Origin of the sequence: Shewanella sp. YQ_9 (genome assembly GCF_043103185.1) — a bacterium.
Lineage (GTDB): Bacteria > Pseudomonadota > Gammaproteobacteria > Enterobacterales > Shewanellaceae > Shewanella > Shewanella algae.
Genome location: NZ_JBICJO010000069.1, coordinates 69,673 through 96,198, shown reverse-complemented (window position 1 = coordinate 96,198; position 26,526 = coordinate 69,673). Strand labels below are relative to the sequence as shown.

Below are 26,526 nucleotides of genomic sequence, written 5' to 3'. Positions count from 1 at the left end.
CTCTGGGCGACAGCGCTGATTTTCAGAATGGCCGGCATTTTGCCAGCTATCTGGGGCTGGTTCCGAAGGAGCACAGCAGTGGTGGTAAAGTCAGACTACTCGGGATAACAAAACGCGGAGATGGTTATCTGCGAGGACTGCTTATTCATGGCGCCCGCTCAGTGGTTTACCGGGTCATCAACCTTCCGGAAGAACGATGTGGAGGTCTCCAGCGGTGGCTGAAAGGTATTATTGCCCGAAGTGGCGTAAACAAAGCTGTAGTGGCGCTGGCTAACAAAAATGCCCGAATAGCGTGGGCGCTAATAAACCAAAAAACAGAGTATATCGTTAAGTAACTAACTGATTTTAATAAGTCCAAAGAGTTGATGTGCTGACAGGTAGAACCGACTCTCTGTGAACCTGACAAATAGCTGGGCTGCTAAAAGCCATGGCACTAATGAGGACAGAGAGTACGGATGTTCATCAGGGCTCACGAAGCCGGATATATGTGTGTGGCTACTTTGTCAGAAAGAGACCTGCCGGTGCTTGCATCGGAGAGGTGTCCATATAGTTATTTAGGTGCTTCTTCAGATGTATCAAATGAGAAAGCCACAATGCTGGTGTTTATCTTTCCTTCCTCGTCCAGGCGTATGAGGGCTTCCAGTAGTTCAATAGAGAAGAATGTTTTCGTCATTCCTATCGGTTTGAATACATGTCTTGTACTTTCGGGAAGTTTGTTGATTTTTTCAGCCGATAAGAAAAACCGGGTGGTAGCGTTGGTTATTTTGATGCTGTTTTCGGTATCGACGGCATCCACCAAGTTGTCTACTGCCAGGATATAACGATCGGATAAAACCCCTGTGCCGGCGCAGGTTAACTTGGAGGGATAGACTTCGACCCCGTAAGGGTCAAAGCTCATTATTAATTCGGCTATCTCCTTGGTAACATTAAAAGCGCCCCCTCTGATTAAGTCCAACGCTTCAATATCGAGGATGTCAGTGTCCTGCCATACAATCTCATTCAGACAACTTGTTGGGATAAAATCATTGTCATCATAAAGTGACGAGCGAATATCGACCGCACTAAATAGTGATTCCCCTTCATTCATGTCTTCGTTTATATAGGCTACTTGCATTCTCAATTCTCTACATTTTTCTCTGGGGCAAAAAAGCCACCTCGTGAGGTGGCTTGGGGAGTATAAACCGGCGTTAGCCCATACGTTTAAGCTTTTCCTTCAACTCTGGGATGGCGCGGGTAAAACCGTCGATATGGTCGGTCAGGCGTGACAGCAGTTTGCGCTTACGCTCTTGGTTACGCCGACCATAAAGTAGGGTCCACACCAGCAGTACTGCACTGACCATGATAAACACTACCAGTGTCAGGTTGTGTCTAAAGAAGGAGGTGCTGTAGATGGGATCCAGCAGCGGGAAGTAGAGCATATCGAACAGCGGATACCAGATATGATCCGGGCCCCAGAAGTTGAAGACCAAGGCGGCAATCGCCAACAAGATCCAGGTGCCTGCGCCGTTGAGCTTGCCGTATTGCTGGAACGATGTGTTGTTATAACGTTTGCTCTTGGTCAGGTTATAGGCGTACTCACGGTTATAGTCATCAACGCCCAATTTGGCCCTTGAACTGGCGTAAATCATCCAATCGCCCACATCCAGATCCCCCAACAGATCTTCGCCGAAGCGCATCTCCCGCACTTCACCATCGGCCAGTTGCAGCAAGACTTCGCCATCAACGTTGGAGCTGCGGCTGCGATGGCTGCTGGTTTCAGTGTCTGTGGTGCTGTGGGAAAATCTGTTACCCACATAATGGTCTGTGGTGGTGGTTTTAGTGGTGGTGACCGTGAAGTCATCGACACTGGCGCTGGCACTTCTGTCGAGCACTTTGCCCATGATACAGGAGACGCTGACTTCACCCTTTTCATCGCCTGCCAAGACATGCTTGTGCAGATAGGGCTCACGGTAACTCAGGCTGTATTGCCGCATCATGGCCTCTTCCTCATCGCGGACACTGAGGCTGTTGGCGGCCGTTGCCGTTGCCTGCTGCTGCGAGCTGCCGCACTGAACACAGTAGCCGTGCTCGCCATCGATGCGACTCTGGCATTTGAAGCAGAAAATATCCGAGTCTTTTCTCGGCCGCTGGGCGATATGGTAGCCCAACTCTTCTTGGGTGACAGACAACAGGCGTTTCATCGCCAGTTGCAGCGCCTCGTAGCGGCGCAGTTCCCTGGTGTGTTTCTTCTGGTTGCGCTGACGTTCCAGAATGAAACACACCACAGACAGAACCACGGCCACCCCGATAGCGATTTCTGTGGATTGCTTGGCACCAAAGTACAGCAACAAGGCGCTGGCAATCCCCAGCAGCAGCCACCAGAAGGCGCTGGATTGGCTACCCGGCTCATAGTCGGGCACTATGGTGGAGCGTTGACCGTCGGCTTCATGACTGATAGCGGCCGGAGCCATATGGTTATGGCTGACCAGGCGTTTGGCGTCTTTACCTTCGATGCGGTAATTCAGGGTGTAGTCTGTCGGATAAAACAAGGTCAGCACATCGCCGCGGCGAAGCTGATCGTAGAACTTGTTCTCAGCGTTGACACTGACCCGCTCTATTTTGCCGTCCTTGTCTTCGAGCTCAAGCCACCAGTAGCTGTAGGTGAGGTTATTGCCACTGTCTACCCGGCGCCGCTTGTAGAGGAAACTGGAGTTGACCCGGCCGGTGAACGTCCTGGCGCCGGAATAGTGGGGTTTAAGATCTTTTAGGATCTCAGGGGCGACATCCTCAATATTCTTCAGTTTGGGCTGCTCAGGCAGGGACTCTCCGCAGTGACCGCAGAAGTTTTCCTTGGCATAAATGGGTTGATTGCAGTGGTGCATTCAGTTTCCTTGTCAATTGGGTAAAAGACGGATTGTCAGTGTTTGTTCGCCGCCATTCAGGCTGTGCCATTTGCGGTAGGTCTGATAACCGGGGGCGCTTACCTGCACATCGTAGTTGCCCGGTTTAAGCCGGATCCCCGGGTGATACTTGGGGCCAATGTTCATGATCCTGATATTTGCGTTGTTCACATTGGTTTCGACCTTGAGGCGTATCTCGGTCGGTGCCAGCTCGCTGGCCTTGAGTGGTGTTGGAGTGCTCTTGTGCAGCAAGTCTATCTTGGCCAGTGAATGCGCCAGTGGCGAGAAGGCCTGATAGATACCCGTGTGTTGCTCAAAGCTCAGCCCCAAAGGATGCAGCAGCGGCTGGGCGTGCAGTGTCCAGCGCAGGGCGTAGGCAAAGCCGATATTGCCGGACTGTTCCACCTTGGTGAGGAAGTAGTTCACCGGGCTGGTATCATCCTGGGTGTAGCGGTTTTGCACCAAAAGCACCGGCAAGGTCAGCAGTAACAGGGGCGGCAACAGCTTGGCGGTCAATGCCAGCCAGCGGCGTTTGCCGGACTTGGCACTTTCATTGGCATTCTCATCTATGCCGGTACTGTCTTCGCTGCCACTTGCTTGACTCGCGCCGGGGCGGAACAGCTGCAGCGTCTTCAGCGGCAGTTTGATAAAGGTCATACAGATCAAAAACAGGCTGAGTGACATGGAGATGGGCGGAATAATCACAGATCGCAGCGCCTGCTTGCCTTGCTCGGCATAGCGTCCGCCATCGGCAAATTCACGTTCCGACTCGGCCAACATCTGCAGGTAACTCTGGGTACGCTTCTGGATGTTGGGATCCAGCACATGGCGTTTGAAGCTGGCCTGGTTCCAGTCGGCGCGGACGTTCGGCACATAGAGATCGCCCATGCGAGCGGCTATCTTGCGTTGGATCTGCGGATGCAACTGGAAGGCGTTCCAACTTAAGTTGATGGGCAAGTCCAAACCGCGTTTACGCATCTCGCTCTGCCAGCGGGCATCGGCTTCGGCCTTAACCGTCTTGGCCACGCTTTGACTAAACAGCGGACGATTGCTGATATGCCAGCTGTCAGGCAGTTTCAGCCCCTTGGCCTTGAGGGCCCGGCGCAGTTTCACCTGAGTCACAGGATGCACCCTGAAGTCGGCCAGTGACGCTATGTTGAACGGATAGCCGGTTTCCTTTTCAAACATCGCCTGGAACTTGGGATGGACCAAGAACAGGCGCTGGTAATGATCCGGATCGTCTGTGTACTTATAGCGTTTGTCCTTGAGACCGCCATCGCCACCTGTAGCCAGACTCAGCGCCTGCATGGCGGTGCCGACACCGGCGGTCATCACCCCGAACAGGGCGCTGGACAGCAGGTTTTCGCCTGTGCTGATGTCTTCGACTATCAACCAGTAGTTGGGATCTATGTAGCCGAGCCCCGCCTTGGAGATCATTGTCTTGTAGCGGGCGTTTTCCCGTTCTATACATTGATAGCGACGTTCTTTCTGGGACGACTTCTTGTAGCGTTCCTGGCAGCGGTTGGTGTCTTCATGGTAGGCGAAGATCTTGGGGCCGTATTCCTGCGCCCTGGCACCGGCCTTGGCCACATGGGCCTTTTGCGCCTGTTGATACTTGCCCCAGCCCTGATTGACCTCCTGCTCTATGTTTTGCCAGTAACCCATCTCACGCTCCGGGATCCCCGCCAGGGTCTGGTTGTAGCGGTTGGAGCCTTCGGCATAACTGCGATAGCTGGCCGACAGTTCATCATAGAGTTGACCAAAGTCGTGATAGTGCTGGTCAAAGTCGCGATAGGCCCGCTTTTGCACGAAGTTGTGAATGATCTTCTGCTTGTAATCATCCAGGTTGTCGGTGAGGTTGTGGTCGGCATAGGCCAGGCCGCCGAACAGGGCCAGAAAGGTCAGGTTTTCAGAGCTGTGCAGCTCTTTGGGGTCGTAGTTGAGACCTTCGACTTCGACCGCGTTAACCGCCAGGGCATCACGCAGCGCCGCGCTGTAGGCCGCGTATTGACGCTGCTCCGGGGTAGAGGGTTCAATCAGCCATTGTTCTATCAGGTATTTTTGACCGAAAAACACGCTGGGCCAGACGCACAAGGTGAGCAGCAACAGGGTCAGGCTGCCTCTCAGGCCGGTTTTGAACAACCGCGCCGGCAAGAGATCGGCCAGCAGCAGGGTCACACCTATCCCGGAAATGGTGCGGCCGTAAATCTCCAGGTGTTCGAGTTGCTCGGGCTTGGGTGTGCCCAAGCCCACCAAAGAAACCAGTTGGGCGTTGAAGATGGCCTCTGGGATCAGATAGGCGGCGCTCAGCAGCAGGAAAAAGACCCGCCAGGACAGTTTTTTCATCCTTGGTTCCTCACTGCTGCTCGCTGCGGCGCAGCTCTATTTTCACTGCGTCATCTGCGGTGAGATCTACTTGGGTCTGGTTTTCTCTGGGGCCGGCCTGGGTTTTCATGATCACAGGGACAAAGCCGCCGCCAGACTCGGACGCCTTGCCTTTATTGGCCACAGCGCCTGTCTTGAAGGACTTCAGTTTGCCATCCACCGCCGGATACAGGCCGTTGGGCCAGTAGGTTTCCAGCAAAGAGAGCTTGGAGAGATCCAGATCCTTGGGCAGCGTGGCCAGCTTGCGGGTCAGCTCAGTGCTGCCTTGATAAGGCAGCATGGGCGGCAGGGCGAAGCGGCTGCAAAAGCCATAGAGACTGTCGTCGATAATCACAGAGTCGGGCAGTTGACTGCGCTTGAGTCCCAGCAGGCTCTGTTCGTGGTAATCATGACCATTGATGGTATAGCTGGCCACAGGAATGCCGCGGTTATGGGCCACCGATTTGAACCCAGAGGCGTTTTGCCGATAGTGGCGTATGTCCAGGGCGATACCGAAGTTGGACTTGAGCGCCTTTTTCAGCTTATTGAGTCCGGCCGAGGAGTCGTAGCGTTTTTCCCGGTAGCGGCGGTTGGCGTAACCCTGAATGTCCTCCAGCATGGATTGATTGCGCAAAAAGATGGGGTCTTGACCTGCGCCGCGTTTCATATCGGCCGCCAGTTTGTTCATCGAGGCCTTGGCCGGGCTCTGGATAAAGGACAGGAATACAGCGTCGTTTATCTGCCTCATTTTTTTGAGGTTTTCCAGCTCCAGACTGCTGTAGAAGTAGCGACCCTGGCCTATGATACTGAAGGCCAGATAGTCGAGCATCTCCAGATCCCGGCTGCCGGCACGACTCTTGATCTCAATATTCAGCTTCTGTCCGCTATGGGCATAGCGACTGAACACCTGCGCCAGTTGGCGAAAGTTGGGCGGTACCGTATCTGTGAGGGCGCCGGTTTGCATGTCCCGCTGGCGCAGATAGCCCCACTCTTTCTCATAGCGAATCGACTCTATCTTGCGGCGCTTATTGTCTATGGTGCCGGTTTCACGTCCGGTACGTCCATCGTGATGAATGACCCAGACATCATCCCGGGTCAGGCGCACATCGATTTCAATCACATCGAACTGGTTATCCAGGGCATCTATGACGGCTTCCAGCGAGTTTTCCGGAAAACGTATCGAGCCTCTGTGGGCCTGAAGCTCCAGGTTGCTGCACTGCCTGGCCCCCAGATAATTGATGTTATCCAGTGGTGACAGAGTAAAGCCTCTGGCGTTGAAGGCTTGTTCCAATGCCAGTTTCTGCGGATCTACGGGTTGAGGTTCTGGGGCGGATGGGGTGCTTTTACAGCCGCCAAGCAGGCCGAAACAGCAAAATATCAGGACGAAAAAGAGACGCACAGGGGTTCCTTGGTGCTCTATAAGTATTTATAAATTAAGGGTATTAAAATTAATTATTTACCGTCGGTCAACCTGTAATGCCAATGTTTAACAAGTTTTACTTGTGCTGTCTCAAAACTGAACATTGGCTGACTTTTTATTGGTCAAATAGTGCGCTTTTTTGCGGCCGCATAACCGGAGACGCAGAACTTGGGCCGCGCGTTTTACTCACAACTTGCTTGAGGTATGCTTGAAGCACAATTGTGAATAACCAAGGAAACCAGGTGAACCGACTGATACTCTGCCTGCTTTGCAGTTTGGCTCTGAGCCCTGTCGCCCAGGCCAAGTCGCCCGACAAAGCAGTCAATAAGGGGGGCAACAAAAGCGTCAGTGCCAGGCCTGCCATGCGCATAGTGGCGCTTTCTCCCCATGCGGTGGAGATGCTGTTTGCCATAGGCGCGGGTGAACAGATAGTGGCCACCACAGACTATGCCGATTTCCCCGAGGCCGCCAAGGTAATTCCCCGAATAGGCGGTTACTACGGCATACAGATAGAAAGAGTGATAGAGCTGAATCCGGATCTGGTGGTGGTCTGGGACACAGGCAACCGCAGCGAAGATATAGAACAGCTGACCAAGCTTGGGTATCGCATTTACGGCAGTGACCCCAAAACCTTGGAAGGCATTGCCGAAGAGCTGGAACAGCTAGGGCGTCTCACCGGTCACAGACAGCAGGCCGGGGAAGTGGCTGCCGACTACCGGCAGCAATTGGCAAATTTGCGCCGGGACAATGCCGCCAAGCCGGAGATCAAGGTGTTCTATCAACTCTGGTCCGAGCCTTTGATTACAGTGGCCCAGGACAGTTGGATCCAGCAATTGTTGGAAGTCTGCCATGGCAACAACGTCTTCAAGGACAGCAGCTCTCCCTATCCGCAGGTAAGCATGGAAAATGTGCTTCTCAGTCAACCCGAGGTGATCATCAAGACAGATGAAAAGGGCGATGGGAAGCGGTTGGACTGGAGTCAATGGCAGGAGATCCCTGCGGTGAAAACGGAACAAATCTACACACTTAACGCCGATATTCTGCACCGGGCGACCCCAAGGGCGCTGGAAGGTGTTGAGGCTATCTGCAAGGTGCTCGACAAGGCCCGCGAAGGGCAGCGGCTATGACAATCATCATCCCGGCTTCGGCGCCAGTCTGGTAATCCTGCTGCAAGCGTTTTACGCCCGCCCTCTATTTATTCTTCTGTTACTAAATCCAATCCTAAGTGTCCGCCTGGCGGACACTTTTGCAAAAAGCGGACAGTATCCGCTTGTCCGCGGACACAAATAAAATCTCCACTACTTTCCAACCAATTGATAACTATGACTATCTAAACTTGGCACAAGCTTTGTAAACCTAGTTGCAACAAGATGGTCACAAGCTCAATTGAGGAACAAACGGGATGATTAAGGATACCAGCGGACAAGACAAGCAAGTGGCGCCGAGTTTAGCGCGTCGCCTCAAGTGGCCGGCTACCCTGGGCGCGGCAGTATTGTTGCTGTCGGGCCTGGTGTGGGCCAGTGTCAGTGGCAGCGGTGTCAGTGAATCCATAGATCGCAGTGAGCTGCGCTTCGCCACTCTGGAGCGCGGCACTCTGACTCGGGATATCGCCACCACAGGCAAGATAGTCGCCGCCAACGCGCCAATCCTCTACAGCCCGGAAGGCGGCACTGTGACTCTGATAGCCAATCCGGGGGACAGGGTCGAGCAGGGCCAGGTGGTCGCGACCATAGAAAGCCACAGCCTGACCAACAGCCTCAAGCAGCAGCAGGCCCTGCTCGACGGGATGAAGAGTGCCCTGGAACGGGCCAAGTTGGACGCCAGACGTAATCAACTCAAGGCGAATCAGACACTGGATATGGCCAAGGTGGATCTGGAGGCCGCAGACAGGGAGAGCCGCCGCGGCGATCAACTGATCGAAACCAGCCTGATCTCCAAGATAGATTACGAGAAGAGCAAGGATGAGTTGCACAAGGCCAAGCTGCAGTATGCCCATGCCCAGCAGGAAGCCGCACTGATGAAAGACACCTTGACCTTTGAGCTGCAAAACAAGGCGGCCGAGGTCAATCGTCAGGCATTGGTGGTAGCCGAGTTGGAACGTCAGGTGGCAGCACTGAACATCACAGCCCCTGTTGGCGGCATCATAGGTAACTGGCTGACGGAACAAAAAGCCCGTATCGCCCAGAGCCAGCCGATCCTGACCGTAGTGGACTTGAGTGCCTTCGAGGCCGAGTTGGCAGTGCCGGAAACCTACGCCGATGAACTGGGGCTGGGGATGGATGTGGAACTCAACTTCGGCGGCGTGATGGTGATGGGCAAGTTGGCCTCCATCTCCCCCGAAGTACGTAACCGCGAAGTCTCTACCCGGGTCCGGTTCCAGCAGGATACCGCTTTGCACCTGAGGCAGAATCAGCGCCTGTCGGCCAGAGTCTTGTTGGAAAACCGTGCCGATGTGCTGATGGTCAAGCGCGGCGCCTTCGTGAACAGTGGCGGTGGCCGCCTGGTGTACCGTCTCCAGGGAGATATTGCCGAGCGCACCGAGATCAAACTCGGCGCCCGCAGCATGAGCCATATCGAGGTGCTGGAAGGCGGCGAGGTGGGCGACCAATGGGTGATTTCCAATATCGATCTGTTCAATGACGCCGAGCAAGTGCTGGTTCGCTGAGGAGAGAAGAATGAAAACCGAAAACTTCAACACCGAACGTCTGGTGGCGGCCCTGGCTCTTATGCTGTTGCTGGTGGCGACTCTGATCTATACCCGAGATACCTCGGACTGGTTCCTGCTGGGACTCAATCTTATCGAAGCCACCACAGTCAACTCTGTGTCGGCCGAGCCAGGGCAAGTTACCGATGTCAGCCATACCGCGATGGCGCCGGGCCAGTGGCTTGGGCAATGCCTGTCTGCCCTGACGAAACTAAAATAACTCACCGAATAACGCAAAAATAAGGAACTAAAACCATGTTAACCATGAAAAATATCAACAAGGTGTTCAAAACGGATTTAGTGGAAACCCATGCGTTACGGGATTTCAATCTGGCGGTGCAAGAGGGGGAATTTGTTGCCGTGACCGGACCGTCGGGCTCGGGTAAAACCACCTTCCTCAATATCGCCGGTCTGCTCGAAGGCTTTACCCATGGCGAGTATTTTCTCGATGATGTCAATATCTCCAACCTGAGTGACAACAAGGCAGCGGCCATCCGCAATGAGAAAATTGGCTTTATCTTTCAGGGTTTTAACCTTATCCCTGACTTGAATCTGGCGGAGAATGTTGAAGTACCACTGCGTTATCGCGGCTTTGGTGCCAAGGAGCGCCAGAAGCGGGTGAAGCAGGCGCTGGAGCAGGTGGGCCTGGGGGCGAGGATGAAGCATCTGCCCTCACAACTCTCGGGTGGTCAGCAGCAGCGGGTGGCCATCGCCCGCGCCTTGGCCGGGGAGCCGAGATTTCTGCTCGCCGACGAACCTACGGGTAATTTGGACAGCCTGATGGCCCGCCAGGTGATGGAACTGCTGGAAGAGATCAACAAGGCCGGCACTACCATCATCATGGTGACCCATGACCCGGAGCTGGCCCGCCGCGCCCAGCGCAATATCCAGATAGTGGATGGTCAGGTGTGTGACTTCAGCCGTTATCAAACCGAACAGGCGCCGCAGCTGGATGTGGCCGAACAAGTGGCCAGCTAAGGAGCGCGAACATGTTTATTTACTATGTTGACCTGGCCTGGCGCAGCATCAAAAAGACGCCGATATTGTCGCTGTTGATGGTGTTGGCCATCTCTGTGGGGATAGGGATCACCATCACCACGCTGAACGTGTACAGCATGATGTCATTCAACCCGGCCGGGGATCGCACCGAGCAACTCAACACAGTGCAGCTGTGGAGCCAGGGACCCGATTCCTGGGATGAGTTTAACTCGCTGATCACCTTTCAGGATGCCATGAATCTGCGTAAGGGGGATCTTCCCAAATCGCAGGCCGCCATGTTCCGCAGTGGTATGGCGGTGCAAACGGATGACCCTGAAGTTCTGCCCATGTTGCAGGGCGTCAGGGTGACAGACCGCGGCTTCTTCCCGTTGTTCGAAGTGCCTTTTCTCTATGGCAACGTTTGGGACAAATCAGTGGACGAGCAAGCGGCCTATCAAGTGGTTATCGGCAGAAAGCTGAACCAGAAGCTGTTTGGCGGCGAGAACAGCGTCGGCAAGACGGTCTATCTCAACCGCAAACCCTTTCAGGTGGTGGGCGTGATAGCCGACTGGAACCCTCAGCCCAAGTATTACGATCCTACCAGCGGCGCCTTTGCCAGTGCCGAGCAAGTGTATATTCCGTTTTCGCTGGCCGCCCATGAAGAGTTTCCGATTTGGGGGAATGTCTCGGGTTGGAAGTATGAGCGTCTGGACAACTATCAGGACAGACTGGTTTCAGAGAAAGTCTGGCTCGAGTACTGGGTCGATCTGCCAAGCGCAGAAGACAGAGCCGCCTATAAGAACTTCCTCGCTCAGTATGTCGAGCAGCAAAAAGAACTGGGGCGCTTCACCGATGGCAAGTCTCCCTCTGAGTCGGCGCAGCTGTCCGATGTAGACGCCTGGCTGGAGAAAAATCATGTAGTGCCCGAGGACAATAAGATTCTGGTGGGGCTGAGCATACTGTTTCTCAGTGTTTGCCTGGTCAATATTCTGGGATTGATGCTGACCAAGTTCCTTAAGCGAGCTCCCGAGGTTGGCGTGCGCCGCGCCATTGGGGCCAGCTGCGGGCAGATCTTCTCTCAATACATGGTCGAGGTGGGCGTGATCGGGCTGCTGGGTGGTTTTCTCGGTCTCGCCTGGGCCTGGGGAGCACTCTATAGCTTGTCGGCGCGCTTCGGGGTTGCCGAAGGGCTGACGCACCTGTCTTTGAGTATGTGGTTTATCACCCCCGGGATAGCGGTAGGAACCGCCATGTTGGCGGGTCTTTATCCGGCTTGGGTTGTGTGCCGCACTAAACCAAGCGTTTACCTCAAGAGCCAGTAAGGGATTGACTATGCTAAATATTAAACCGGTTTTCAGCAGCCTGATGCGCAGCAAGAGCGGCCCGATACTACTGCTGATGCAGATCATCTTATCGGTGGCCATAGTCGCCAATGCCAGCTTTATTATCCATGAACGTTTGACCATGATGCAGCGTGATTCCGGGATTGCCGAGCAGGAGATCCTGGCCTTTACCGTCTACAACTTCGACCCCAATATAGATACCAAGCTGCAGAACAAGGTCGACCAGCAGATCCTCCGCCGCCTGCCCAATGTCGTCACGGCGACGTCCACCAATATGTTGCCGCTCAGTGGCAGTGGCTGGTCCACCACGCTGAATCTGGGGCCGGATCCGGAAACGTCCAAGACGACGCCTCAGCTTGCCATGTACCTGGGGACAGAGCACACCCTGGAAACCTTGGGGGTCAAGTTGGTGGATGGGCGTAACTTCTACGCCAACGAGATCAATGATGATGTTAACGGCAGCAATAAGCTGGTGATCATCAGCAAGGCGCTGGCCGATGAGGTTTGGCCCAGCGAGTCCGCCGTGGGCAAGACCCTCTGGGCCGACAGGGACGAGAATGTCACAGTGATAGGAGTGGTCGACAAACTGCAGGGTGCTTGGGTGGACAGCAAAGATCTCGAGTACAGCCTGATCCAGAACGTCGATTACACCGGGCATTTCTACATGGTGCGGGCGCCGAGCGAGCATCACAAGGCGTTGAAAGAGCAGATCCTCGAGGCCTTGATGAAGGAAAACCCCAATCGGGTGATCGATGATTTCCAATCTATCCAGGAAGTAAAGCAAAGCTCCTATCGTGACCACGAGCTCATGGTCAGCGTGCTGTCCATGATGGTGATTTTGCTGCTGCTGATCACCAGTTTGGGCCTGACGGGTATGGTGATGTTCAACATTCAGCGCCGCACCAAACAGATTGGCACCCGGCGGGCCTTGGGGGCCACCAAGGCCGATATCCTGAGTCTGTTTCTGACGGAAAACTACCTTATCTGTATCGCCGGAGGGCTGTTGGGGGCTTGTCTTGCCGTGGTGTTGGGGCAACAACTGATGCAGCACTATGACCTGCCACAGCTCGACCTCATCTATCCGCTGATGACAGTGGTGGGCATGTTGCTGGTGACTACAGTGGCTGTGGTCTTGCCTGCCCGCAGGGCGGCGAATATCTCACCGGCAATGGCGACCCGCAGCGTCTGATCTGCCTGCCGCCCATTCGAGTCGACGGCATGGCTCATGCAGTTTGGCTCGCGTTGGCGGCAGCTTTAGGGTAGTTTTACCCATAATTTTTACAATAGATATAACAGGATGTAACAAGCAGGCATGATGGATACTGTACTCGTTGTCGATGACAATCAGGCCGTATGTCAGGCGTTGTCGCTGATGTTGGAAATTGCCGGTTACCGGCCGCTCAGTTGTCAGAGCCCTCAGGAGGCGCTGTACTTTATTGAGCAAGAAGAGGTCAGCCTGGTGATCCAGGACATGAATTTCAGCCGCGACACCACCTCGGGGGAGGAAGGGCGGGAACTGTTTCACGCCTTGCGCAGTCGCCAGCCGCAACTGCCAATCATCTTGCTCACCGCCTGGACCGAGCTGGAAATGGCAGTGGAATTGATGAAGGCCGGAGCCGCCGATTATCTGGCCAAGCCCTGGGATGACAACAAGTTGCTCAACAGTGTCGCCAACCTGATTTCCCTCTACAAGCTGCAACAGGATAACCAGCAGTTGCAGCAGCGTGAGCAGCAACGGCAGGCGGTATTCGATGGTGCCGATCTCTGTGGTTTGGTATTTGCCAGCGCTGCCATGGAGCGCTGTATTGATCTGGCGTTGCAACTGGCACGCTCGGATGTCTCTGTGCTGATCACAGGCCCCAACGGCGCAGGCAAGGATAAGCTGGCGGACATACTGCACGCCAATTCGCCACTGAAACACAAGCCGCTTATCAAGGTCAATGTCGGCGCCTTGCCGATGGAGCTGATGGAGGCCGAGCTGTTTGGCGCCGAGGCCGGTGCATTTACCGGCGCCACCAAGGCCCGTATCGGCCGTTTCGAAGCGGCCGATGGCGGTACCCTGTTTCTGGATGAGATAGGCAACCTGCCGCTGTCCGGGCAGATAAAACTGCTGCGGGTATTGCAGACCGGCGAGTTTGAACGCCTGGGCAGCCACCAGACCCGTAAGGTCAAGGTCAGGCTGCTGAGTGCCACCAACGCCGATCTGCGCCAGGACATTATCGAAGGCCGTTTTCGCGAGGATCTTTTCTATCGCCTCAATGTGGTGGAACTGGCATTGCCGCCATTGGCGCAGCGCAAAGACGACATCTTGCCGCTGGTGGAGCACTTTTGTGTTGGCGCGGCCGCGGCCTTGAACAAGAGCGCGGCGCTGAGCAAGAGCCTTACGTTGGACAAGAGTGCCAAAGAGGCACTGCTGGCCCACGACTGGCCCGGCAATGTACGCGAGCTGGAAAACGCCTGTAAACGTGCTGTTTTGCTGAGTCGCGGCGAGTCCTTGAGCTGCAGTGATTTCGGTTTGGCAGCGGGAACCGCCTCGAAAACTATCTTGGATTCAAGTGTCGGCCAAGCTCCAGAGAGCCATGGCCAACCAGCCGGGACAGAGGAGCCGGGTAAGGCGGAAATAGAAGCGGCGCTGGCCGAGCACGGCGGCGTTATCGCCAGGGTTGCCAAGTCATTTGGCATCAGCCGTCAGTCGCTCTATCGGCGGATGGAGAAGTTTGGTATCGACGGCAAGAGGCAGGCATGACAGGAGGACTCAGTCTAAGGCACAGGCTGCTGCTGGGCATGCTGCTGAGCACCTTGCTGGGTTTGCTGCTCGGGTGGCTTTGTCTGTTGTGGTTGGGGTCTGAATGGTTATGGCTGGCGGCGGTGGCAGGGTTGCTGGCAGCTCTGGGCATAGGGCTTAGGTTAACCCGAACCCTGGGTGACAGCCTGGCGGGGCTGGAAATCGGCATGCTTAACCTGATTGATCGAGATTTTAGTGTCTCGTTGCCGGACAGCGGCATCAGCGAGCTGGATAGACTGGCTCAACTGTTCAACGAGGCGTCGGCCCGGCTCAGGCAGGAGCGGCAGCATATTTACCAGCGGGAATTGCTGCTGGATAAGGTCATTCAAAACTCGCCCAATATCATGCTGCTGTGCGATAGCGTGGGTTATATCATTTATGCCAACGACGCCGCCAAACATCTGTTCAATGCCAGGAAAGGCCTGGAAGGAAGCAGCCTCTCTGAGCTCAAAGCCAAGGTGAGCGAAGAGATGCGCCAAATGCTGGAGAGTGAGCGCGATGGCCTGTTCAATCTCGGCTTGCCGGAAGGCGAAAACCAGAGCTGGCACTTGAGTCGCGGCCAGTTCAACCTCAATGGTCAGCAGCATCAGTTGCTGCTGCTCAAGCAGATGACCCGTGAGCTCAACCGCCAGGAGGTGGCGGTGTGGAAGAAGGTGATCCGGGTAATCAGTCATGAACTCAATAACTCGCTGGCGCCTATTGCCTCCATGGTCAACTCGGGTCGGCGCTTGACCACAGAGAACCGCGATCCCAAGCTGAGCCTGATCTTCGATACCATAGAAAATCGCACCAATCATCTGGGGCAATTTATCGAAGGTTATGCCCGTTTTGCCAAACTGCCCAGCCCCAGGAAACAAGTTATTCCATGGGCCCGCTTGCTGCCTGAGTTGGCTGAGCATTACGCCTTTGTCTGCCGGGAGACCCCTACGCTGACTTTGCTGGCCGATGAGGTGCAGCTGGAACAGGTGTTGCTGAATCTGCTCAAAAATGCCCATGAGTCCGGCTCGGCGCCTGAGGAGATTGAGCTACAGATAGCCGGCCGCTCTGGTTGGCGCAGTGATGCTGCCGACCCAGTTGCCGGCGTCAGTATCTGCATGATGGATCGCGGCAGTGGCATGTCAGCGGAGGTGTTGTCGCAGGCGCTGTTACCCTTCTATTCCACCAAGCCTCAGGGCAGTGGCCTGGGACTGGCGTTGTGCCGGGAGATTGCCGAGGCTCACGACGGTCGTCTCAGCCTGCAAAACCGTCAGGATGGTGGCTTGTTGGTTCAGCTGTGGTTACCGCAACAGTGAGTCATACTTTCGGGTGATTTTCAGCGGATCTCGACTCAGCCGAAATAGCTATTTTTCAGGTAAATATGTCGCTGGCGGGTGACTCGGTTCCGGCGCTGCTGTTAATGTAATGCTCTTGTTAAAGGAATGGCCTTTTCAGGCAACAAAGGGAATTTTCGGGGACAATGCCGCACTCTGTCTTGTTATCCATGCGCTGTATCTTGTGCTTACTGATGCTGACACTTCCGTCTGCTCCGGCGTTGGCCGCAGCCGAGGCGGATGACATAGAGATCAGTGGCCTGGTCATAGACAGAACCCTGACCCGCTTTGGCAAGGATTTTGGTTTTTACTACTCGGGGTATTGGCGGGATCTGCCCTTTACCCAGGGATTCAATGTCACCCTTTACGAAACGGTTTTCCCTCAGGCCGGCACCTTGCTGACACTGGAGGTTAACGGTACCCGTATTTACCAAACCCATTTTGGCCGCAGAGCCAGTCCCATCAAGGAACGGGCCGAACAGGCGATTCTCTTGACCATAGATTATATCGCCTCGGTCAGAGCCCAATCCATGACAGGGGAATTGGGATCCAATTGGGATGGAATTTAGGAAGCAAGCACAATGACACTCAGGATGTTAATCGCAGCCGGCGCCTTGCTGGCTTTTGCGGGGCAGGCCACCGAACTGGTCTATACCCCAATCAACCCCAGTTTTGGCGGTAACCCTCTCAACGGTTCGTTTCTGCTGAGCAAGGCCCAGGCCCAAAATAACAATCAGGCCGCCGGCAATGAAAAGGACTTTGTTACCCGCTTCAAGGAGTCGCTGGAGCGTAACATTATCAACTCCATCACCCGCGGTGTGGCCGACGGCGAGATAACCGACGGTGTGTATGACACGGGGGACTACCGCGTCGAAGTCGCCTCCACAGGTAACGGCGTGATGTTGACCATTACCAACCTGCTTTCCGGCGAAGTCACAGTGATAGAGATGCCTATCTATGGAGGTAATCCATGAGGTGGCTGGCACTGGTTCCACTGTTACTGCTGGGGGGCTGCAGCCTGGTTCCCAAGCCTGATTTGAATATCAATGAGGCCCAGGTAAATCCCTTGAGTGAAACCATGAAGGCGCTGCAGTCGCGTCCCGGGCCGCGTTTTCCTATCCCGGTTGCGGTTTACTCTTTCCGGGATCAGACCGGGCAATATAAGCCCCAGGCCAATGTCAGTTCCTTCTCGACCGCAGTGACCCAGGGGGCCACTTCCATGTTGGTGCAGACTCTGCTGGATTCCAGGTGGTTTACCCCTGTGGAGCGGGAAGGGCTGCAGAACCTGCTGACCGAGCGCAAGATCTCAGGTAAGCAGCAGGGGCGCAATAATGAAGTGCCGACCCTGACCAATGCCAGGCTGCTTCTGGAAGGCGGGATCATCAGCTATGAAACCAACGTGGAAACCGGCGGCAGCGGTGTGGAATACTACGGCATAGGCGCCTCCGAGTTGTACCGGGAAGATCAGGTGACCATTTATCTCAGGGCAGTGGATGTACACACAGGCAAGGTGCTGATGTCGGTCAATACCACCAAGCGGGTGTTCTCTCAGGAGATGCGTGCCGGTCTGTTTCGATACACCAGTTTGAACCGCCTGGCAGAGGCCGAAGTGGGCTTTACCACCAATGAGCCGGTACAGTTTTGTGTGTTGCAGGCGATAGAACTGGCGGTCTCCGAGCTTATCGATAAGGGGAGCCGCATGGGTTACTGGAGCGCCGAGGCTTCGGGCGACGACAACAGCCTGAGTCAGGGATAAACAGCTTGAGCGAGAGAGCAACAGCTTGAGCGATAGGTAAACCGCAGTTTGTTGATTTTCAAAAAGAAGGGCCCGCGGTTGCGGGCCCTTTGTTTGACTAACTCCAGGGCGTTCATTTCAGCTGGCTCATTTCCGAAGGCCGATTTCAAGCGGCAGGCTTCCGGCTGCCATTGGATTTTGGCTTCAAATGGCTAGGCTGCCACACCGCGCCAGAATAGGCGAAAGCTGGCGTTTCTGGCCTCTCTGGTAGCCTTCTGAGGCTGGTTGCAGAAGAAGCGCGCCGCCGCCAGGAACTGGCTGTGGCAAGCTTCCAGCAACAGCTCTCTGGGTAAGTCTGCCAATACCCCTTGGTTGATGCCCTGCTCCAACAGTTCAGAGATAAAGCCGAGAATGCCATGCATTGCCTGCTGCCTGACCGCTTCACTGACACTGGGTGACATGGCGTATTGCACAAAGAAACTCAGCTTCAGAGGTTGCGCCAGCGCCCAATCGAGCCCGGCCTGCCACAGCATTTCTGCCCGCTGCGGCAATTCAATGGTGGTTGCCGGCGCCTTTGGCAAGCTTGCTGAAATGGCGTCGGCAAACTCTGTTTTGATGGCCAGAAACAGCTGGTCCATCAGGATTTCTTTACTGCTAAAGTGATGGAACAAGGTGCCCGTGGCCACGCCGGCGTGGCGGGCTATGCTGGCGGTCGAGGTGGCATAGAAACCTTGCTCGACAAACAGTTGCAATGCGCTGCCCAAGAGCTGCTGCTTCTTGTCCTGTTTGCTGCTTATTGCCCGGGTTGCTTCGTTGCTGCGCTTCATCTGAGAAACACCTTCAGCAGCAGCTTCTGGATCCCCTTGCCATAGGGCGGATGCACCAGTTTGCCGGTATTGAGTCGCCCCCGGGACAGTACAGTGCGGGCGTGGCTGAAGGTGCGAAAACCTTCCTGGCCGTGGTAGTGCCCCATGCCGGACGGGCCTATGCCACCGAAGGGGGCATCGTCGGCGGCCACATGAAACACGGTTTCATTGATACAGACACCGCCAGAGTGGGTTTGGGACAATACCTTTTGCTGCACTTCTTTATCGAAACTCATCAGATACAGGGCCAAAGGTCTGGGGCGCGCCTTGATATAGTCGAGCGCCTGCCCCAGCTCTTGATAACTGACCAAGGGCAGCAAAGGGCCGAAGATCTCTTCCTGCATCAGTTTCATATCGTCGCTGACCTTGGTCAGCAGCAAGGTGGGCCATTTGCGCTGTTCGGCGCTGGGCAGTTTGCTGAGTGGTTGCTCGCGGTCGGCGGTAAATACCTGTGCCCCTTTGGCGGTGGCATCTTCCAGGAGGGCGACCAGCCTGGCGGCCTGACGCTCGTTGAGTATCTGGCCATAGTCCGGGGTGTTGGCAAAGTCGGGGTAGAACTGCTGGAAGCGGCGCCGATAGGCGCTAATAAACTCGGCCTCTTTACCACTGGGGCAGAGAATATAGTCGGGGGCGACACAAATTTGCCCGGCGTTGAGGCACTTGCCGTAGATGAGGCGCTCTACCGCTGTCTCCATGGGCATGTCCCGGGCGATTAACACAGGAGACTTGCCTCCCAGCTCAAGAGTCACAGGGGTGAGATTATCGGCCGCCGCGCGCATCACATGGCGTCCTACCTGAGTCGAGCCGGTAAACAGCAGGTGATCGAAGGGCAGGGCGGAGAAACTGGCGGCAATCTCGGCTTCCCCTTCAATCACACAGACCTCGGAGCCATCGAAGACTTCGGCCAGCAGGGTACGCAGGGCGGCATTGGTGTGGGGAGTAAATTCAGACAGCTTCAACATGGCGCGATTACCGGCGGCAATCACAGTGGCCAGCGGACTCAAGGACAACATGATAGGGAAGTTCCACGGCACTATGATGCCCACCACGCCTTTGGGCTGATACTCCACCCTGACGCTGGCCGGGGCCAGCAATAATCCGGCATGGCGGCGACTGGGTTTCATCCAGCGTTTGAGGTGCCTGAGGCTGTAGTTGATCTGGGTAACGACCGGCAGTATGTCGGAGATCAGGCTATCGTCGGTCGACCTGTGGCCATAGTCGCGACTGAGTGCATCCGTGAGGGCCTGTTGGTGTTTCAGCAAGGCTTGTTTTAGCGCCTTGAGCTTGGCCTTGCGCTCGCCAAGGCTTGGCATGGGGGCGGCACTGAAAGCCTGGCGCTGCACGGTGAATTTTTGCAGTAATTGCTGATTCTCCACTGTGAGCGGCTCTGGGTTAACAAGCGACATTTTGCCTCCTTCGGCAGCCATTAAGCTGCCTTTAAAGTAACCGACTGATTAGTCGGTCTGATGTTAGTTCAGTCTGCGGCGGTTGGCAATAGCAGAGCTATATTTGATATGGATCACAGAATGCGTCACGGCCGCCAACTAGACTGAAATCGAATAGATGGGGCCTTGTTTTTGAAATCGTTGACATAAGGAATTGATGATGAGCTTGAACATGCATGGTATTTCAATCGGAATTGAGCGTTATGGTGATGACGATTTCTTTGTCACCATGAAAGCCGTGGGAAAACTGACCCACGAAGACTATGAATACATGGTGCCTATGCTGGAATCGGCGATAGCCGGTGTGAAGGATCCGGATATTTACGCTCTGCTGGATGTCACCGAAATGGATGGTTGGGAAGCCAGGGCCATGTGGGACGATCTCAAGTTGGGGATCAAGCATGGGCGCCATTTCGAGAAGATTGCCATCATAGGCAATACCAGTTTGCAGGAATGGATGACCAAGATGGCCGACTGGTTTACGCCAGGGGACATGAAGTTCTTTGTTGATCGCCTCGATGCCATCGACTGGCTGAAAGACTAAACCGCCTTGCCATGAAATGCCCGCGACCTGTGAGAAGGTGCGGGCGTTTTTTTATTGCCATTCCAACAGGGTTTTGAGCTGCTCGCTACGCTCCTGAGTCAAGAGTGCTTGCCACTCTTGCTCAGTGGTGGATTCCTGGAGCGCGGCAAATAGGCGTGCATTGCTGTCGCGGTATTTAAGCCACAACCTCTGCACCGCGCGAAGGTCTTCTTTGGTCACTTCAAACATATAAAGCTCGGGGTCATCCGCAGGGCGCAGTTTCTTCATCAAGGTGCGGTACACCCGGTTGAGCTCTTTGTCGGCGCCGGCAAAGTCAGGGAAAGTGCTCACCACTTGCTCTCCCTTACTGAGCATTTCCAAACGTGCCAGATAGTCTTGCCGCTGCTCGCTCTGGGAGCCGATAATAAAGGCGCTGCGACCACTGCCACCATGGCCTTCCTCCCTTGAGGTTTTCGCTTGCAGCCATAGCTCGAATGCGCGGTTGGCCGGCTCGAGTAATTTAAGCGGCGCTTGCCCCAGGCGTTGCTTGATGCTTTGGTTGATCCCTTCTTGTTTGGCGAGGCGCTGTTGCTCCAGTCGCTGCTCTTCCCGGGAGGCGCAAAAGCCCATCCCCATACCACTGGTAATCGCGTTGCAGAGATCAAATTCAGTGGTCTGTTTGGCACCAGGGTCGAGTTTGAGCCTGTCTTTGACGGCTATATCCAGCTCGGCCGGTACCTCGGCGCCATAACAGATGAGCTGCAGCACCTGGCGATCATAATTGTTGCCATCTTGCAGTTTGGAGAGGTTTTCAGCCTGTTGCCACAAACGATAGCTATAGCCTTCCTCTAAGGGAGCGCTCAGAGCATTAAGCCGGTTGAAATCGGGCTTGCCGGCATAGATGCAGGCATCCAGTGTGGTTTGATAGTCGAAGTTAAAGTCCGGATGGTGACTTTGATACTGTTTTAACACCTCGCCCAGCCTAACAGGATCGGCACTGTTTTCTGTGCCGCCGCGGGTCAACAGGCGATCTGTCAGGTAATAGAATGCCTTGGGGTGACCGGCCCTTGCTGCCTGGCTTAAATGCGCTATGTCTTCGGCCAAAGGTAAGGAATAACTGTAGCTCAGCATGAAGTGGGCTTCGCTGCTGCCAAGGGCCGCAGCCTGCTCATAGAGCGGCTTGGCCTGCTGGCTCTGTCCGGCTTGTTGCAGCGCCTTGGCACGCTCTACCAGGCTGGCGGCATCCTCGGCGTAAACCGGGGTAAAAATAATCACCAATAGGCTTACTGCCGCGGGTAAATGGAGTAAAGTATTCATAGGGTGCTTCAAAATATTGCAATATAACTTGTTGATATTATTCGACAGGTATCTCATCAGTCGATGCCTGTCGTGTCAAGGAGGTCACTATGCGTAACAAAGATATCCTCTGGCCCACTGATTTCAGTGATACAGCTGCCAATGCATTGAGATATGCCATTGAAATGGCCAACCTTTATCATGTTGGGCTGCGTATTTTGCACGTAGTGGATCAGCCCATAGGTGATGAAAACTATCAGTTGTTGATCATCACTCCGGAAGAGTTGGCGCAAACCATGGAGAAGGCCGCCGCCGAGAAGATGCATGAGTTGCTGGCCAAGCTGAACAGTCCGCTGAAAATTGAAACTGTCATTCGCCGCGGTGACGCAGTTGAGGAGATCTTGGCCGAAGCCGAGTCTGCCGATGTCGGTATGATAGTGATTGCCAGCCACGGTCGCAGTGGCCTGGCCCATTTTCTCAGTACTAATGTGGCCGAGGCCGTGGCCAACAAGGCTCGCTGCCCCGTGTTGGTGGTGAAGTAACAAGTCGATGCGGCTTGAATGAGTACTAGAACGAGGAGCCGGGCTGCTCGAGAAAGGCCAGCTCCTCGGCGGTCGACTGCCGTCCCAATATGGCATTGCGATGGGGATAACGGCCAAACCTGTCAATAATCGCCTTGTGCCTCAACTCAAAGTCATAGTTGTCCTTGGTTTGTTCCGAGGCGAACAGTTTCTGTGCCTGCTGATGAATAACCGCCGACTCGCTGTGCATAAAGGGCATATAAAGAAATGCCAGCATAGGGGCTTGCAGCTGTTTGTCGGCGCCTATGCTGATCGCCTCCTGCGCCAGAGCCAATGCCATGGGATCGGCACTGAAGGCATCGGGAGTATCGCGGTGAATGTTGCGCGAGAACTGATCCAGCAGCAAAATTTCCGCCAGGCGCCCTTGTGGCGTTTGTCGCCAATGCCATAACTCGCCCTGGCGGGCAGCATGTAGCAAGGCACCGAAACGACGCTCAACTGTGTTGTCAAACTCAGGATCTTTGACCCACCAAGCCTTGGGGCTTATCTCTTCAAACCAAAAATGGATTATCTGTTGTGGCCTGTACTCGGAAGCGGTTTGAACTGACATGGCAATTCCTTCTATTTGAATGGGATTAAATCCAGTTGCTGTGATCATGGGCGATAAGCCCAAGGGTTTGCGCCGCGATATCCTGCGCCTTGGCCAGCGGGATGGCAGGCAGTGTGAGTTCGCCGCTGGCCAGCCCCAGTTTGAGGCTCGCGAGGCCTCGGCGTTTTTGCCCCCGGCTTTGGATCAGCTGCAGATGTTGCACCTTGCTCAGCGACACCAACTGCCAACTGTGGCCTAGGAGCCCCTTGTGGATCCAGAGATCGTTTTCAACCCGCCAAAAACCCCATTGACGATAGCGTAGATAAAGCGCCAGGACAGCCAACACTCCGGCCAGCAACAGCAACCAGGTCTCTGTTGTAGGGCCGGTAAATGCCCATGTCAGCGGCGCCGGCGTTAAGCACCACAGCGCCCTATAGTAAAACCAGCTCGGGTGAATGGGGTGCCAACGATTCGGAATACGGTCGGCCTTGCTGCTTCTTTGGTTGAGCCTTTTTAGCAGGCGATGCACTTCGCCTCTACCGAGCGATGGCACCAACATGTGATTGTTGCTGCCGCCTTCCACCTCATTGCCTTTTACCTGCTTGAAGCTCAGAGTCCAGCGTTTCAGCCAGCGGGCCAGTAGCGGCTGCTGCAAACTGATGAGTTGAATTCTGTGTTGCTTGAGTATGTCTTGCTGGTGGGACAGCAGGCCGCCGCTACGCTGTAATGTTTCCAGCTCCTGGGTCAGGCGATAGGGGGCATATTTCAGCAGCGCCGCGACTATTGAGATCAAGGAAAACAGCAGATAGCCATGGAGCAGAAGGCCGACAAGGAACCCCAGCTCCAGCAGCAGGTTGCCACTCACCTGCTGCTGATGCCAGTCGAAGACTTGTGTCAGCCCCAGCTCCATCAGTTGACTGCCTTCGAGCTGGCTGAGTACCGGACCTGCGATAACGGCAAACCAAACAAAATTATTCTGATACAGGCCAAAGAGTGCCAGCTCTGCCAGAGACTTTTTCACCAGTAAGCGGGAGTTTGGCGGTGCTGAGGTGGGGGCGTTTTCGTCTGTGTCGGCCCGTTTCATCAATTGCCGCCTCAGTGATTCGGCCTGAGCTTGGGTGACGGCACTTAAGCAGGCTTCATCCTTGGCCGAACCCGCAGTTTCCACTATCAAGTTACCCAGTCGCAACGGCTTGAAGTAAAAAGGCTGTTCCAGACGCACATTCTGAATTCTGTCTATCGGCAGCTCGACTTTGCGCTTGAACAGGGCGCCACTGTGGACCTCGAGTTGTCCTCGAGTCAAGCGATAACGGAATTTGCGCCAGCTCAACAGCCCATGGGCAAAAATCACTATCAGGGTCAATGCCAGTGCCAGTGGCAGCCAGACGGAGTCAAATCCCTGCTGCCAGCCGGTATAGAGGATAGGCACCAGGGCATAGCCGTTGCTGAGGAAGTGCTTCAGGCTGGTGAGGCTGAAACTGATGATCGCCCAGGGTGAGAGCGAGTGCCAGTTGGCTTGCTGCACCTGGCTCAATTCGGCGTCTCCGTCGAGGTTTCACCGCCATCCTTCCCCGCCAGAGACAACAGATGTTGGCGCAGTGCTTCGGCTATTTCAATATCCAGCCCGGGCAGGCTGACCTCGGCCGCCGAACTGCCGGCACTGTAGCAGCGCAAACTTGTCAGCCCGAAATGGCGCTGCAATGGCCCCTGAGACAGGCTCACATGTTGCAGCCTGCTGGCCGGCATGGCGGTATGGATCTGCCACCAAAGCCCTTCACGCAGCAAAATGCCATATTCACAAACGCCATAAGCCATGGCTTCGGCTTGTTTTTGATTGAGCCAGGTCTTGAATCCCAAAAGCAGCAGTGCCAGCGTGACCGAGATGATGACTCCAAGACCACTCAGCTTGGCGCTGAGCATTAACGCAGGCACTAGCAGCAGTATGACCAGCGCCATCAGCAGCAGATTTTGCCACAGTAATTGTTGGCGGTAGCGGGGAGACAAAGGGGTCAAGGGTTGGCTGTCAAAGCCCAACCACTGCTGCTGAGGCAGGGGCGAGTGGGGCGAGCGGGTATCCATGTGCTTTGAGTCCTTGAGGCATTGACCTGACTATAGCAATAGAGAGTTTGTCGCTTCAAGCAGCTAGCTTGGATGGCAGAGACTTGATGCAGTTCCGGATCCTAAGCGATTGCACTTGTGTTAACAACTGGATATCAAGTAGTTTGGTAGCAAGACTTTGTTGCCCGTGTGGCGCTTGCCTCCCAAACGCGCCGTTACTGGCTGTAAACCATCAGGACGATGAGTATGTTCCAAGCCGATAAGGTATCCAAACAGCAAACCGCCTTTCTGCGTAAGCTCTATCTGGCCCATCTGATAGACGATACCCAACATAACCTGTTGTCCTTACAGAAGGAAACCGGTATGCCGCGCCGCACCTTACAGGACGCCATTGCCGCCTTCGGCGATATAGGTATTCAGGTGGACTTTATCCAGGATGGCCGCCGGAATAACTCAGGGCACTACCACATTCGCACCTGGGGCCCGATTAACAGCGCCTGGGTCGGCACTCACCTGGAGCAGATCCGCGCCCTGCTGTTCGCCGACAGTTGAATCCGCCTGTTGTAACAGCAGCATACCGGCCAGAACCGCCTGGATATGGCGCTGCTGGATAAATTCATAGTAACGCTGATCCTGCAGTTGATTGCCTTTAGCCTTAAATTCGCACTGCGTCTGCATTCCCACGACTAGATCACCATTGCTGCCAAATGGCGGTAACTCCAGGTTATAGCCTTTGAAATAGTTGTGGGGCAGTTCTTTGTTCCAAAACAGTTGCCAACGATTGTTCCCGCAGTTGGGAATGGGCTCGGCCATGGCCGCCAGGGTTTGCCGTGCCAGTAGCTCACGAATGGCATCATAATTCAACTTTGAGTCGGTTGTCGGGCATGGTAAATCCTCCAGTTCTATAGTAACCGGCGATGAATCTATCGGATCCTTGATGCCATAGAACTTGGCTCTGCGCTCCCCCTTGAGATAGTGGGTAAGCTTGGTTGTGAACAGCGGAAACAGGCCAACAAGGGACGGCCCGTGATAGACGGGGGTAACATGGGCGGGCACGCTGACATCCTGCAACAGATGCAGCAGGGCACCGACAAAGTAATCCCGCTGGGTCGAGTCATTGGCCATGGTTAACCCAAGTTGCGCCCTGGCCCACAGGCGTTGCTGCGACATATTGACAAGGCCGGGCTGTACTGTCTCTTTGTCCGTTTTATCCGGATGATAAAAGTGCCAGTTGCCAACGCGGCGATAGGCCGGAAACAGTTGATCACTCCAGGGATTGTCATACAGGGAAGAAGGCAGTTTGGCGGCGCCTTCATCCATGGCCAGGTTGCCGTCCTGCAGTCGCTGTAATCTGGCGGGGTTGACTACTTTACCGCGGCATTGCGCCAGTTTCTGATAGCTGAGTTCGGTGAGGCGCAGGTGTCCGGGTTTGGGATCATAGGCCATTGCTGAGTTGCAAAGCAGTAAGCTACACAACAAAGCCATGCCGGCCGAGAGAGTAGTGGTTTTCATCGAGTCTTCCTGACAGGCTTCCTAAAAGGTGAGTCGCAAAATCGCGGGTGCTGCGAAGGCTTATTTAATAGCTTTCGCCACTCATTTTCGCTAAATAAATCCGCTTCTATGCGCAGCGACAGAGTAGCCCTGTCGCGAGTTGGCACTGTTTACATTTTTATGGCCAAGCCCGGCTTTTTCAAGTCTGGTTTCTAAGAC

General features: G+C 54.9%; 26 protein-coding genes. 15 read left to right on the top strand and 11 right to left on the bottom strand.

The genetic code is table 11. The features are described 5' to 3' along the window. A partial coding sequence (locus ACF8D4_RS19175) for a transposase (RefSeq protein ID WP_392465958.1) occupies positions 1–335 on the top strand: 335 nt, incomplete at its 5' end. 215 nt (positions 336–550) lie between these two features. On the opposite strand, the gene ACF8D4_RS19170 is transcribed toward ACF8D4_RS19175, so the two are convergent. The 4 genes from ACF8D4_RS19170 to ACF8D4_RS19155 form a co-directional block, all read right to left on the bottom strand. Then, positions 551–1,114 (bottom strand): imm11 family protein, encoded by a 564-nt coding sequence (locus tag ACF8D4_RS19170; protein WP_208134903.1) that lies wholly within the window; start codon positions 1,112–1,114, stop codon positions 551–553. 73 nt (positions 1,115–1,187) lie between these two features. After that, positions 1,188–2,861 carry a hypothetical protein gene (locus ACF8D4_RS19165; protein WP_392465955.1) on the bottom strand — a complete coding sequence of 558 codons (1,674 nt, stop codon included), beginning with the start codon at positions 2,859–2,861 and terminating at the stop codon, positions 1,188–1,190. Between the two features lie 12 nt (positions 2,862–2,873). Continuing rightward, positions 2,874–5,225: a PEGA domain-containing protein gene (locus tag ACF8D4_RS19160; protein ID WP_345854332.1), complete on the bottom strand. Its 2,352-nt coding sequence runs from the start codon at positions 5,223–5,225 to the stop codon at positions 2,874–2,876. Between the two features lie 10 nt (positions 5,226–5,235). Continuing rightward, complete coding sequence (locus tag ACF8D4_RS19155; protein ID WP_051472647.1) at positions 5,236–6,642, bottom strand: glycerophosphodiester phosphodiesterase; 1,407 nt, start codon at positions 6,640–6,642, stop codon at positions 5,236–5,238. 383 nt (positions 6,643–7,025) lie between these two features. Here ACF8D4_RS19155 and ACF8D4_RS19150 point away from each other — a divergent pair, with 383 nt between their 5' ends. The 11 genes from ACF8D4_RS19150 to ACF8D4_RS19100 all read left to right on the top strand — a co-directional run bounded on the left by ACF8D4_RS19150 (position 7,026) and on the right by ACF8D4_RS19100 (position 17,539). Then, on the top strand, positions 7,026–7,790 hold the full coding sequence (locus ACF8D4_RS19150) for a cobalamin-binding protein (protein ID WP_345853773.1): 765 nt from the start codon (positions 7,026–7,028) through the stop codon (positions 7,788–7,790). 275 nt (positions 7,791–8,065) lie between these two features. Beyond that, the gene (locus tag ACF8D4_RS19145) at positions 8,066–9,328 is read left to right on the top strand and encodes an efflux RND transporter periplasmic adaptor subunit (protein ID WP_025008866.1); all 1,263 of its coding nucleotides are present in this window, start codon (positions 8,066–8,068) and stop codon (positions 9,326–9,328) included. Positions 9,329–9,338: 10 nt separating this feature from the next. Next, a complete protein-coding gene (locus tag ACF8D4_RS19140; RefSeq protein WP_208139248.1) occupies positions 9,339–9,587 on the top strand; it encodes a hypothetical protein in 249 nt (82 codons plus the stop codon). 35 nt (positions 9,588–9,622) lie between these two features. Next, complete coding sequence (locus ACF8D4_RS19135; RefSeq protein ID WP_044735187.1) at positions 9,623–10,345, top strand: ABC transporter ATP-binding protein; 723 nt, start codon at positions 9,623–9,625, stop codon at positions 10,343–10,345. A gap of 11 nt (positions 10,346–10,356) precedes the next feature. Continuing rightward, positions 10,357–11,667 carry an ABC transporter permease gene (locus ACF8D4_RS19130; protein WP_208162639.1) on the top strand — a complete coding sequence of 437 codons (1,311 nt, stop codon included), beginning with the start codon at positions 10,357–10,359 and terminating at the stop codon, positions 11,665–11,667. A 10-nt stretch (positions 11,668–11,677) separates the two neighbouring features. Continuing rightward, complete coding sequence (locus ACF8D4_RS19125) at positions 11,678–12,877, top strand: ABC transporter permease (RefSeq protein WP_144220448.1); 1,200 nt, start codon at positions 11,678–11,680, stop codon at positions 12,875–12,877. Between the two features lie 126 nt (positions 12,878–13,003). Then, a complete protein-coding gene (locus tag ACF8D4_RS19120) occupies positions 13,004–14,434 on the top strand; it encodes a sigma-54-dependent transcriptional regulator (RefSeq protein ID WP_392465962.1) in 1,431 nt (476 codons plus the stop codon). After that, entirely contained in the window at positions 14,431–15,765 is a 1,335-nt protein-coding gene (locus ACF8D4_RS19115; protein WP_345869141.1) for an ATP-binding protein, read from the top strand. The genes ACF8D4_RS19120 and ACF8D4_RS19115 overlap by 4 nt, the downstream gene beginning before the upstream one ends. Before the next feature lie 188 nt (positions 15,766–15,953). Next, on the top strand, positions 15,954–16,352 hold the full coding sequence (locus ACF8D4_RS19110) for a curli production assembly/transport protein CsgE (protein WP_044735964.1): 399 nt from the start codon (positions 15,954–15,956) through the stop codon (positions 16,350–16,352). A gap of 12 nt (positions 16,353–16,364) precedes the next feature. Further along, positions 16,365–16,757, top strand: coding sequence for a curli assembly protein CsgF (locus ACF8D4_RS19105; RefSeq protein WP_345869142.1), 393 nt, complete (start codon positions 16,365–16,367; stop codon positions 16,755–16,757). Next, complete coding sequence (locus ACF8D4_RS19100) at positions 16,754–17,539, top strand: CsgG/HfaB family protein (protein ID WP_025008874.1); 786 nt, start codon at positions 16,754–16,756, stop codon at positions 17,537–17,539. The genes ACF8D4_RS19105 and ACF8D4_RS19100 overlap by 4 nt, the downstream gene beginning before the upstream one ends. A gap of 191 nt (positions 17,540–17,730) precedes the next feature. Here the strand turns inward: ACF8D4_RS19100 and ACF8D4_RS19095 are convergent, their stop codons facing one another. Both ACF8D4_RS19095 and ACF8D4_RS19090 read right to left on the bottom strand, forming a co-directional pair. Beyond that, on the bottom strand, positions 17,731–18,345 hold the full coding sequence (locus tag ACF8D4_RS19095; protein WP_345869143.1) for a TetR/AcrR family transcriptional regulator: 615 nt from the start codon (positions 18,343–18,345) through the stop codon (positions 17,731–17,733). Then, positions 18,342–19,790: a coniferyl aldehyde dehydrogenase gene (locus ACF8D4_RS19090; RefSeq protein WP_345869144.1), complete on the bottom strand. Its 1,449-nt coding sequence runs from the start codon at positions 19,788–19,790 to the stop codon at positions 18,342–18,344. Before ACF8D4_RS19090 ends, ACF8D4_RS19095 begins: the two co-directional genes overlap by 4 nt. Before the next feature lie 199 nt (positions 19,791–19,989). Here ACF8D4_RS19090 and ACF8D4_RS19085 point away from each other — a divergent pair, with 199 nt between their 5' ends. Continuing rightward, a complete protein-coding gene (locus ACF8D4_RS19085; RefSeq protein WP_028779496.1) occupies positions 19,990–20,373 on the top strand; it encodes an STAS/SEC14 domain-containing protein in 384 nt (127 codons plus the stop codon). Between the two features lie 51 nt (positions 20,374–20,424). Here the strand turns inward: ACF8D4_RS19085 and ACF8D4_RS19080 are convergent, their stop codons facing one another. After that, positions 20,425–21,669: a lysozyme inhibitor LprI family protein gene (locus ACF8D4_RS19080; protein ID WP_208170075.1), complete on the bottom strand. Its 1,245-nt coding sequence runs from the start codon at positions 21,667–21,669 to the stop codon at positions 20,425–20,427. An 89-nt stretch (positions 21,670–21,758) separates the two neighbouring features. Between ACF8D4_RS19080 and ACF8D4_RS19075 the strand changes: the two genes are divergently transcribed. Next, positions 21,759–22,190 (top strand): universal stress protein, encoded by a 432-nt coding sequence (locus ACF8D4_RS19075; protein WP_025008878.1) that lies wholly within the window; start codon positions 21,759–21,761, stop codon positions 22,188–22,190. A gap of 25 nt (positions 22,191–22,215) precedes the next feature. On the opposite strand, the gene ACF8D4_RS19070 is transcribed toward ACF8D4_RS19075, so the two are convergent. Genes ACF8D4_RS19070 through ACF8D4_RS19060 form a run of 3 tightly spaced genes read right to left on the bottom strand, consistent with a single transcriptional unit; the run spans position 22,216 to position 24,837 of the window. Beyond that, on the bottom strand, positions 22,216–22,779 hold the full coding sequence (locus ACF8D4_RS19070) for a DUF924 family protein (protein ID WP_107353080.1): 564 nt from the start codon (positions 22,777–22,779) through the stop codon (positions 22,216–22,218). 25 nt (positions 22,780–22,804) lie between these two features. Continuing rightward, positions 22,805–24,283: a PH domain-containing protein gene (locus tag ACF8D4_RS19065; RefSeq protein WP_345880301.1), complete on the bottom strand. Its 1,479-nt coding sequence runs from the start codon at positions 24,281–24,283 to the stop codon at positions 22,805–22,807. Positions 24,284–24,288: 5 nt separating this feature from the next. Beyond that, positions 24,289–24,837 (bottom strand): PH domain-containing protein, encoded by a 549-nt coding sequence (locus ACF8D4_RS19060; RefSeq protein WP_392466225.1) that lies wholly within the window; start codon positions 24,835–24,837, stop codon positions 24,289–24,291. Positions 24,838–25,062: 225 nt separating this feature from the next. Here ACF8D4_RS19060 and ACF8D4_RS19055 point away from each other — a divergent pair, with 225 nt between their 5' ends. Further along, a complete protein-coding gene (locus ACF8D4_RS19055; RefSeq protein ID WP_025008880.1) occupies positions 25,063–25,368 on the top strand; it encodes a winged helix-turn-helix domain-containing protein in 306 nt (101 codons plus the stop codon). Here ACF8D4_RS19055 and ACF8D4_RS19050 read toward each other — a convergent pair. Further along, positions 25,270–26,328: a hypothetical protein gene (locus ACF8D4_RS19050; RefSeq protein ID WP_208162634.1), complete on the bottom strand. Its 1,059-nt coding sequence runs from the start codon at positions 26,326–26,328 to the stop codon at positions 25,270–25,272. The two genes, ACF8D4_RS19055 and ACF8D4_RS19050, sit on opposite strands and share 99 nt — an antisense overlap. Positions 26,329–26,526 lie beyond the last annotated feature (198 nt).

Coding starts and splice junctions, on each gene's coding strand:
- ACF8D4_RS19150 (WP_345853773.1), top strand. CDS start 7,026: ATGCGCATAGTGGCGCTTTCTCCCCATGCGGTGGAGATGCTGTTTGCC.
- ACF8D4_RS19170 (WP_208134903.1), bottom strand. CDS start 1,114: ATGCAAGTAGCCTATATAAACGAAGACATGAATGAAGGGGAATCACTA.
- ACF8D4_RS19055 (WP_025008880.1), top strand. CDS start 25,063: ATGTTCCAAGCCGATAAGGTATCCAAACAGCAAACCGCCTTTCTGCGT.
- ACF8D4_RS19110 (WP_044735964.1), top strand. CDS start 15,954: ATGCGCTGTATCTTGTGCTTACTGATGCTGACACTTCCGTCTGCTCCG.
- ACF8D4_RS19145 (WP_025008866.1), top strand. CDS start 8,066: ATGATTAAGGATACCAGCGGACAAGACAAGCAAGTGGCGCCGAGTTTA.
- ACF8D4_RS19160 (WP_345854332.1), bottom strand. CDS start 5,225: ATGAAAAAACTGTCCTGGCGGGTCTTTTTCCTGCTGCTGAGCGCCGCC.
- ACF8D4_RS19095 (WP_345869143.1), bottom strand. CDS start 18,345: ATGAAGCGCAGCAACGAAGCAACCCGGGCAATAAGCAGCAAACAGGAC.
- ACF8D4_RS19115 (WP_345869141.1), top strand. CDS start 14,431: ATGACAGGAGGACTCAGTCTAAGGCACAGGCTGCTGCTGGGCATGCTG.
- ACF8D4_RS19080 (WP_208170075.1), bottom strand. CDS start 21,669: ATGAATACTTTACTCCATTTACCCGCGGCAGTAAGCCTATTGGTGATT.
- ACF8D4_RS19050 (WP_208162634.1), bottom strand. CDS start 26,328: ATGAAAACCACTACTCTCTCGGCCGGCATGGCTTTGTTGTGTAGCTTA.
- ACF8D4_RS19090 (WP_345869144.1), bottom strand. CDS start 19,790: ATGTCGCTTGTTAACCCAGAGCCGCTCACAGTGGAGAATCAGCAATTA.
- ACF8D4_RS19100 (WP_025008874.1), top strand. CDS start 16,754: ATGAGGTGGCTGGCACTGGTTCCACTGTTACTGCTGGGGGGCTGCAGC.
- ACF8D4_RS19140 (WP_208139248.1), top strand. CDS start 9,339: ATGAAAACCGAAAACTTCAACACCGAACGTCTGGTGGCGGCCCTGGCT.
- ACF8D4_RS19135 (WP_044735187.1), top strand. CDS start 9,623: ATGTTAACCATGAAAAATATCAACAAGGTGTTCAAAACGGATTTAGTG.
- ACF8D4_RS19120 (WP_392465962.1), top strand. CDS start 13,004: ATGGATACTGTACTCGTTGTCGATGACAATCAGGCCGTATGTCAGGCG.
- ACF8D4_RS19070 (WP_107353080.1), bottom strand. CDS start 22,779: ATGTCAGTTCAAACCGCTTCCGAGTACAGGCCACAACAGATAATCCAT.
- ACF8D4_RS19060 (WP_392466225.1), bottom strand. CDS start 24,837: ATGGATACCCGCTCGCCCCACTCGCCCCTGCCTCAGCAGCAGTGGTTG.
- ACF8D4_RS19125 (WP_144220448.1), top strand. CDS start 11,678: ATGCTAAATATTAAACCGGTTTTCAGCAGCCTGATGCGCAGCAAGAGC.
- ACF8D4_RS19085 (WP_028779496.1), top strand. CDS start 19,990: ATGAGCTTGAACATGCATGGTATTTCAATCGGAATTGAGCGTTATGGT.
- ACF8D4_RS19105 (WP_345869142.1), top strand. CDS start 16,365: ATGACACTCAGGATGTTAATCGCAGCCGGCGCCTTGCTGGCTTTTGCG.
- ACF8D4_RS19075 (WP_025008878.1), top strand. CDS start 21,759: ATGCGTAACAAAGATATCCTCTGGCCCACTGATTTCAGTGATACAGCT.
- ACF8D4_RS19130 (WP_208162639.1), top strand. CDS start 10,357: ATGTTTATTTACTATGTTGACCTGGCCTGGCGCAGCATCAAAAAGACG.
- ACF8D4_RS19165 (WP_392465955.1), bottom strand. CDS start 2,861: ATGCACCACTGCAATCAACCCATTTATGCCAAGGAAAACTTCTGCGGT.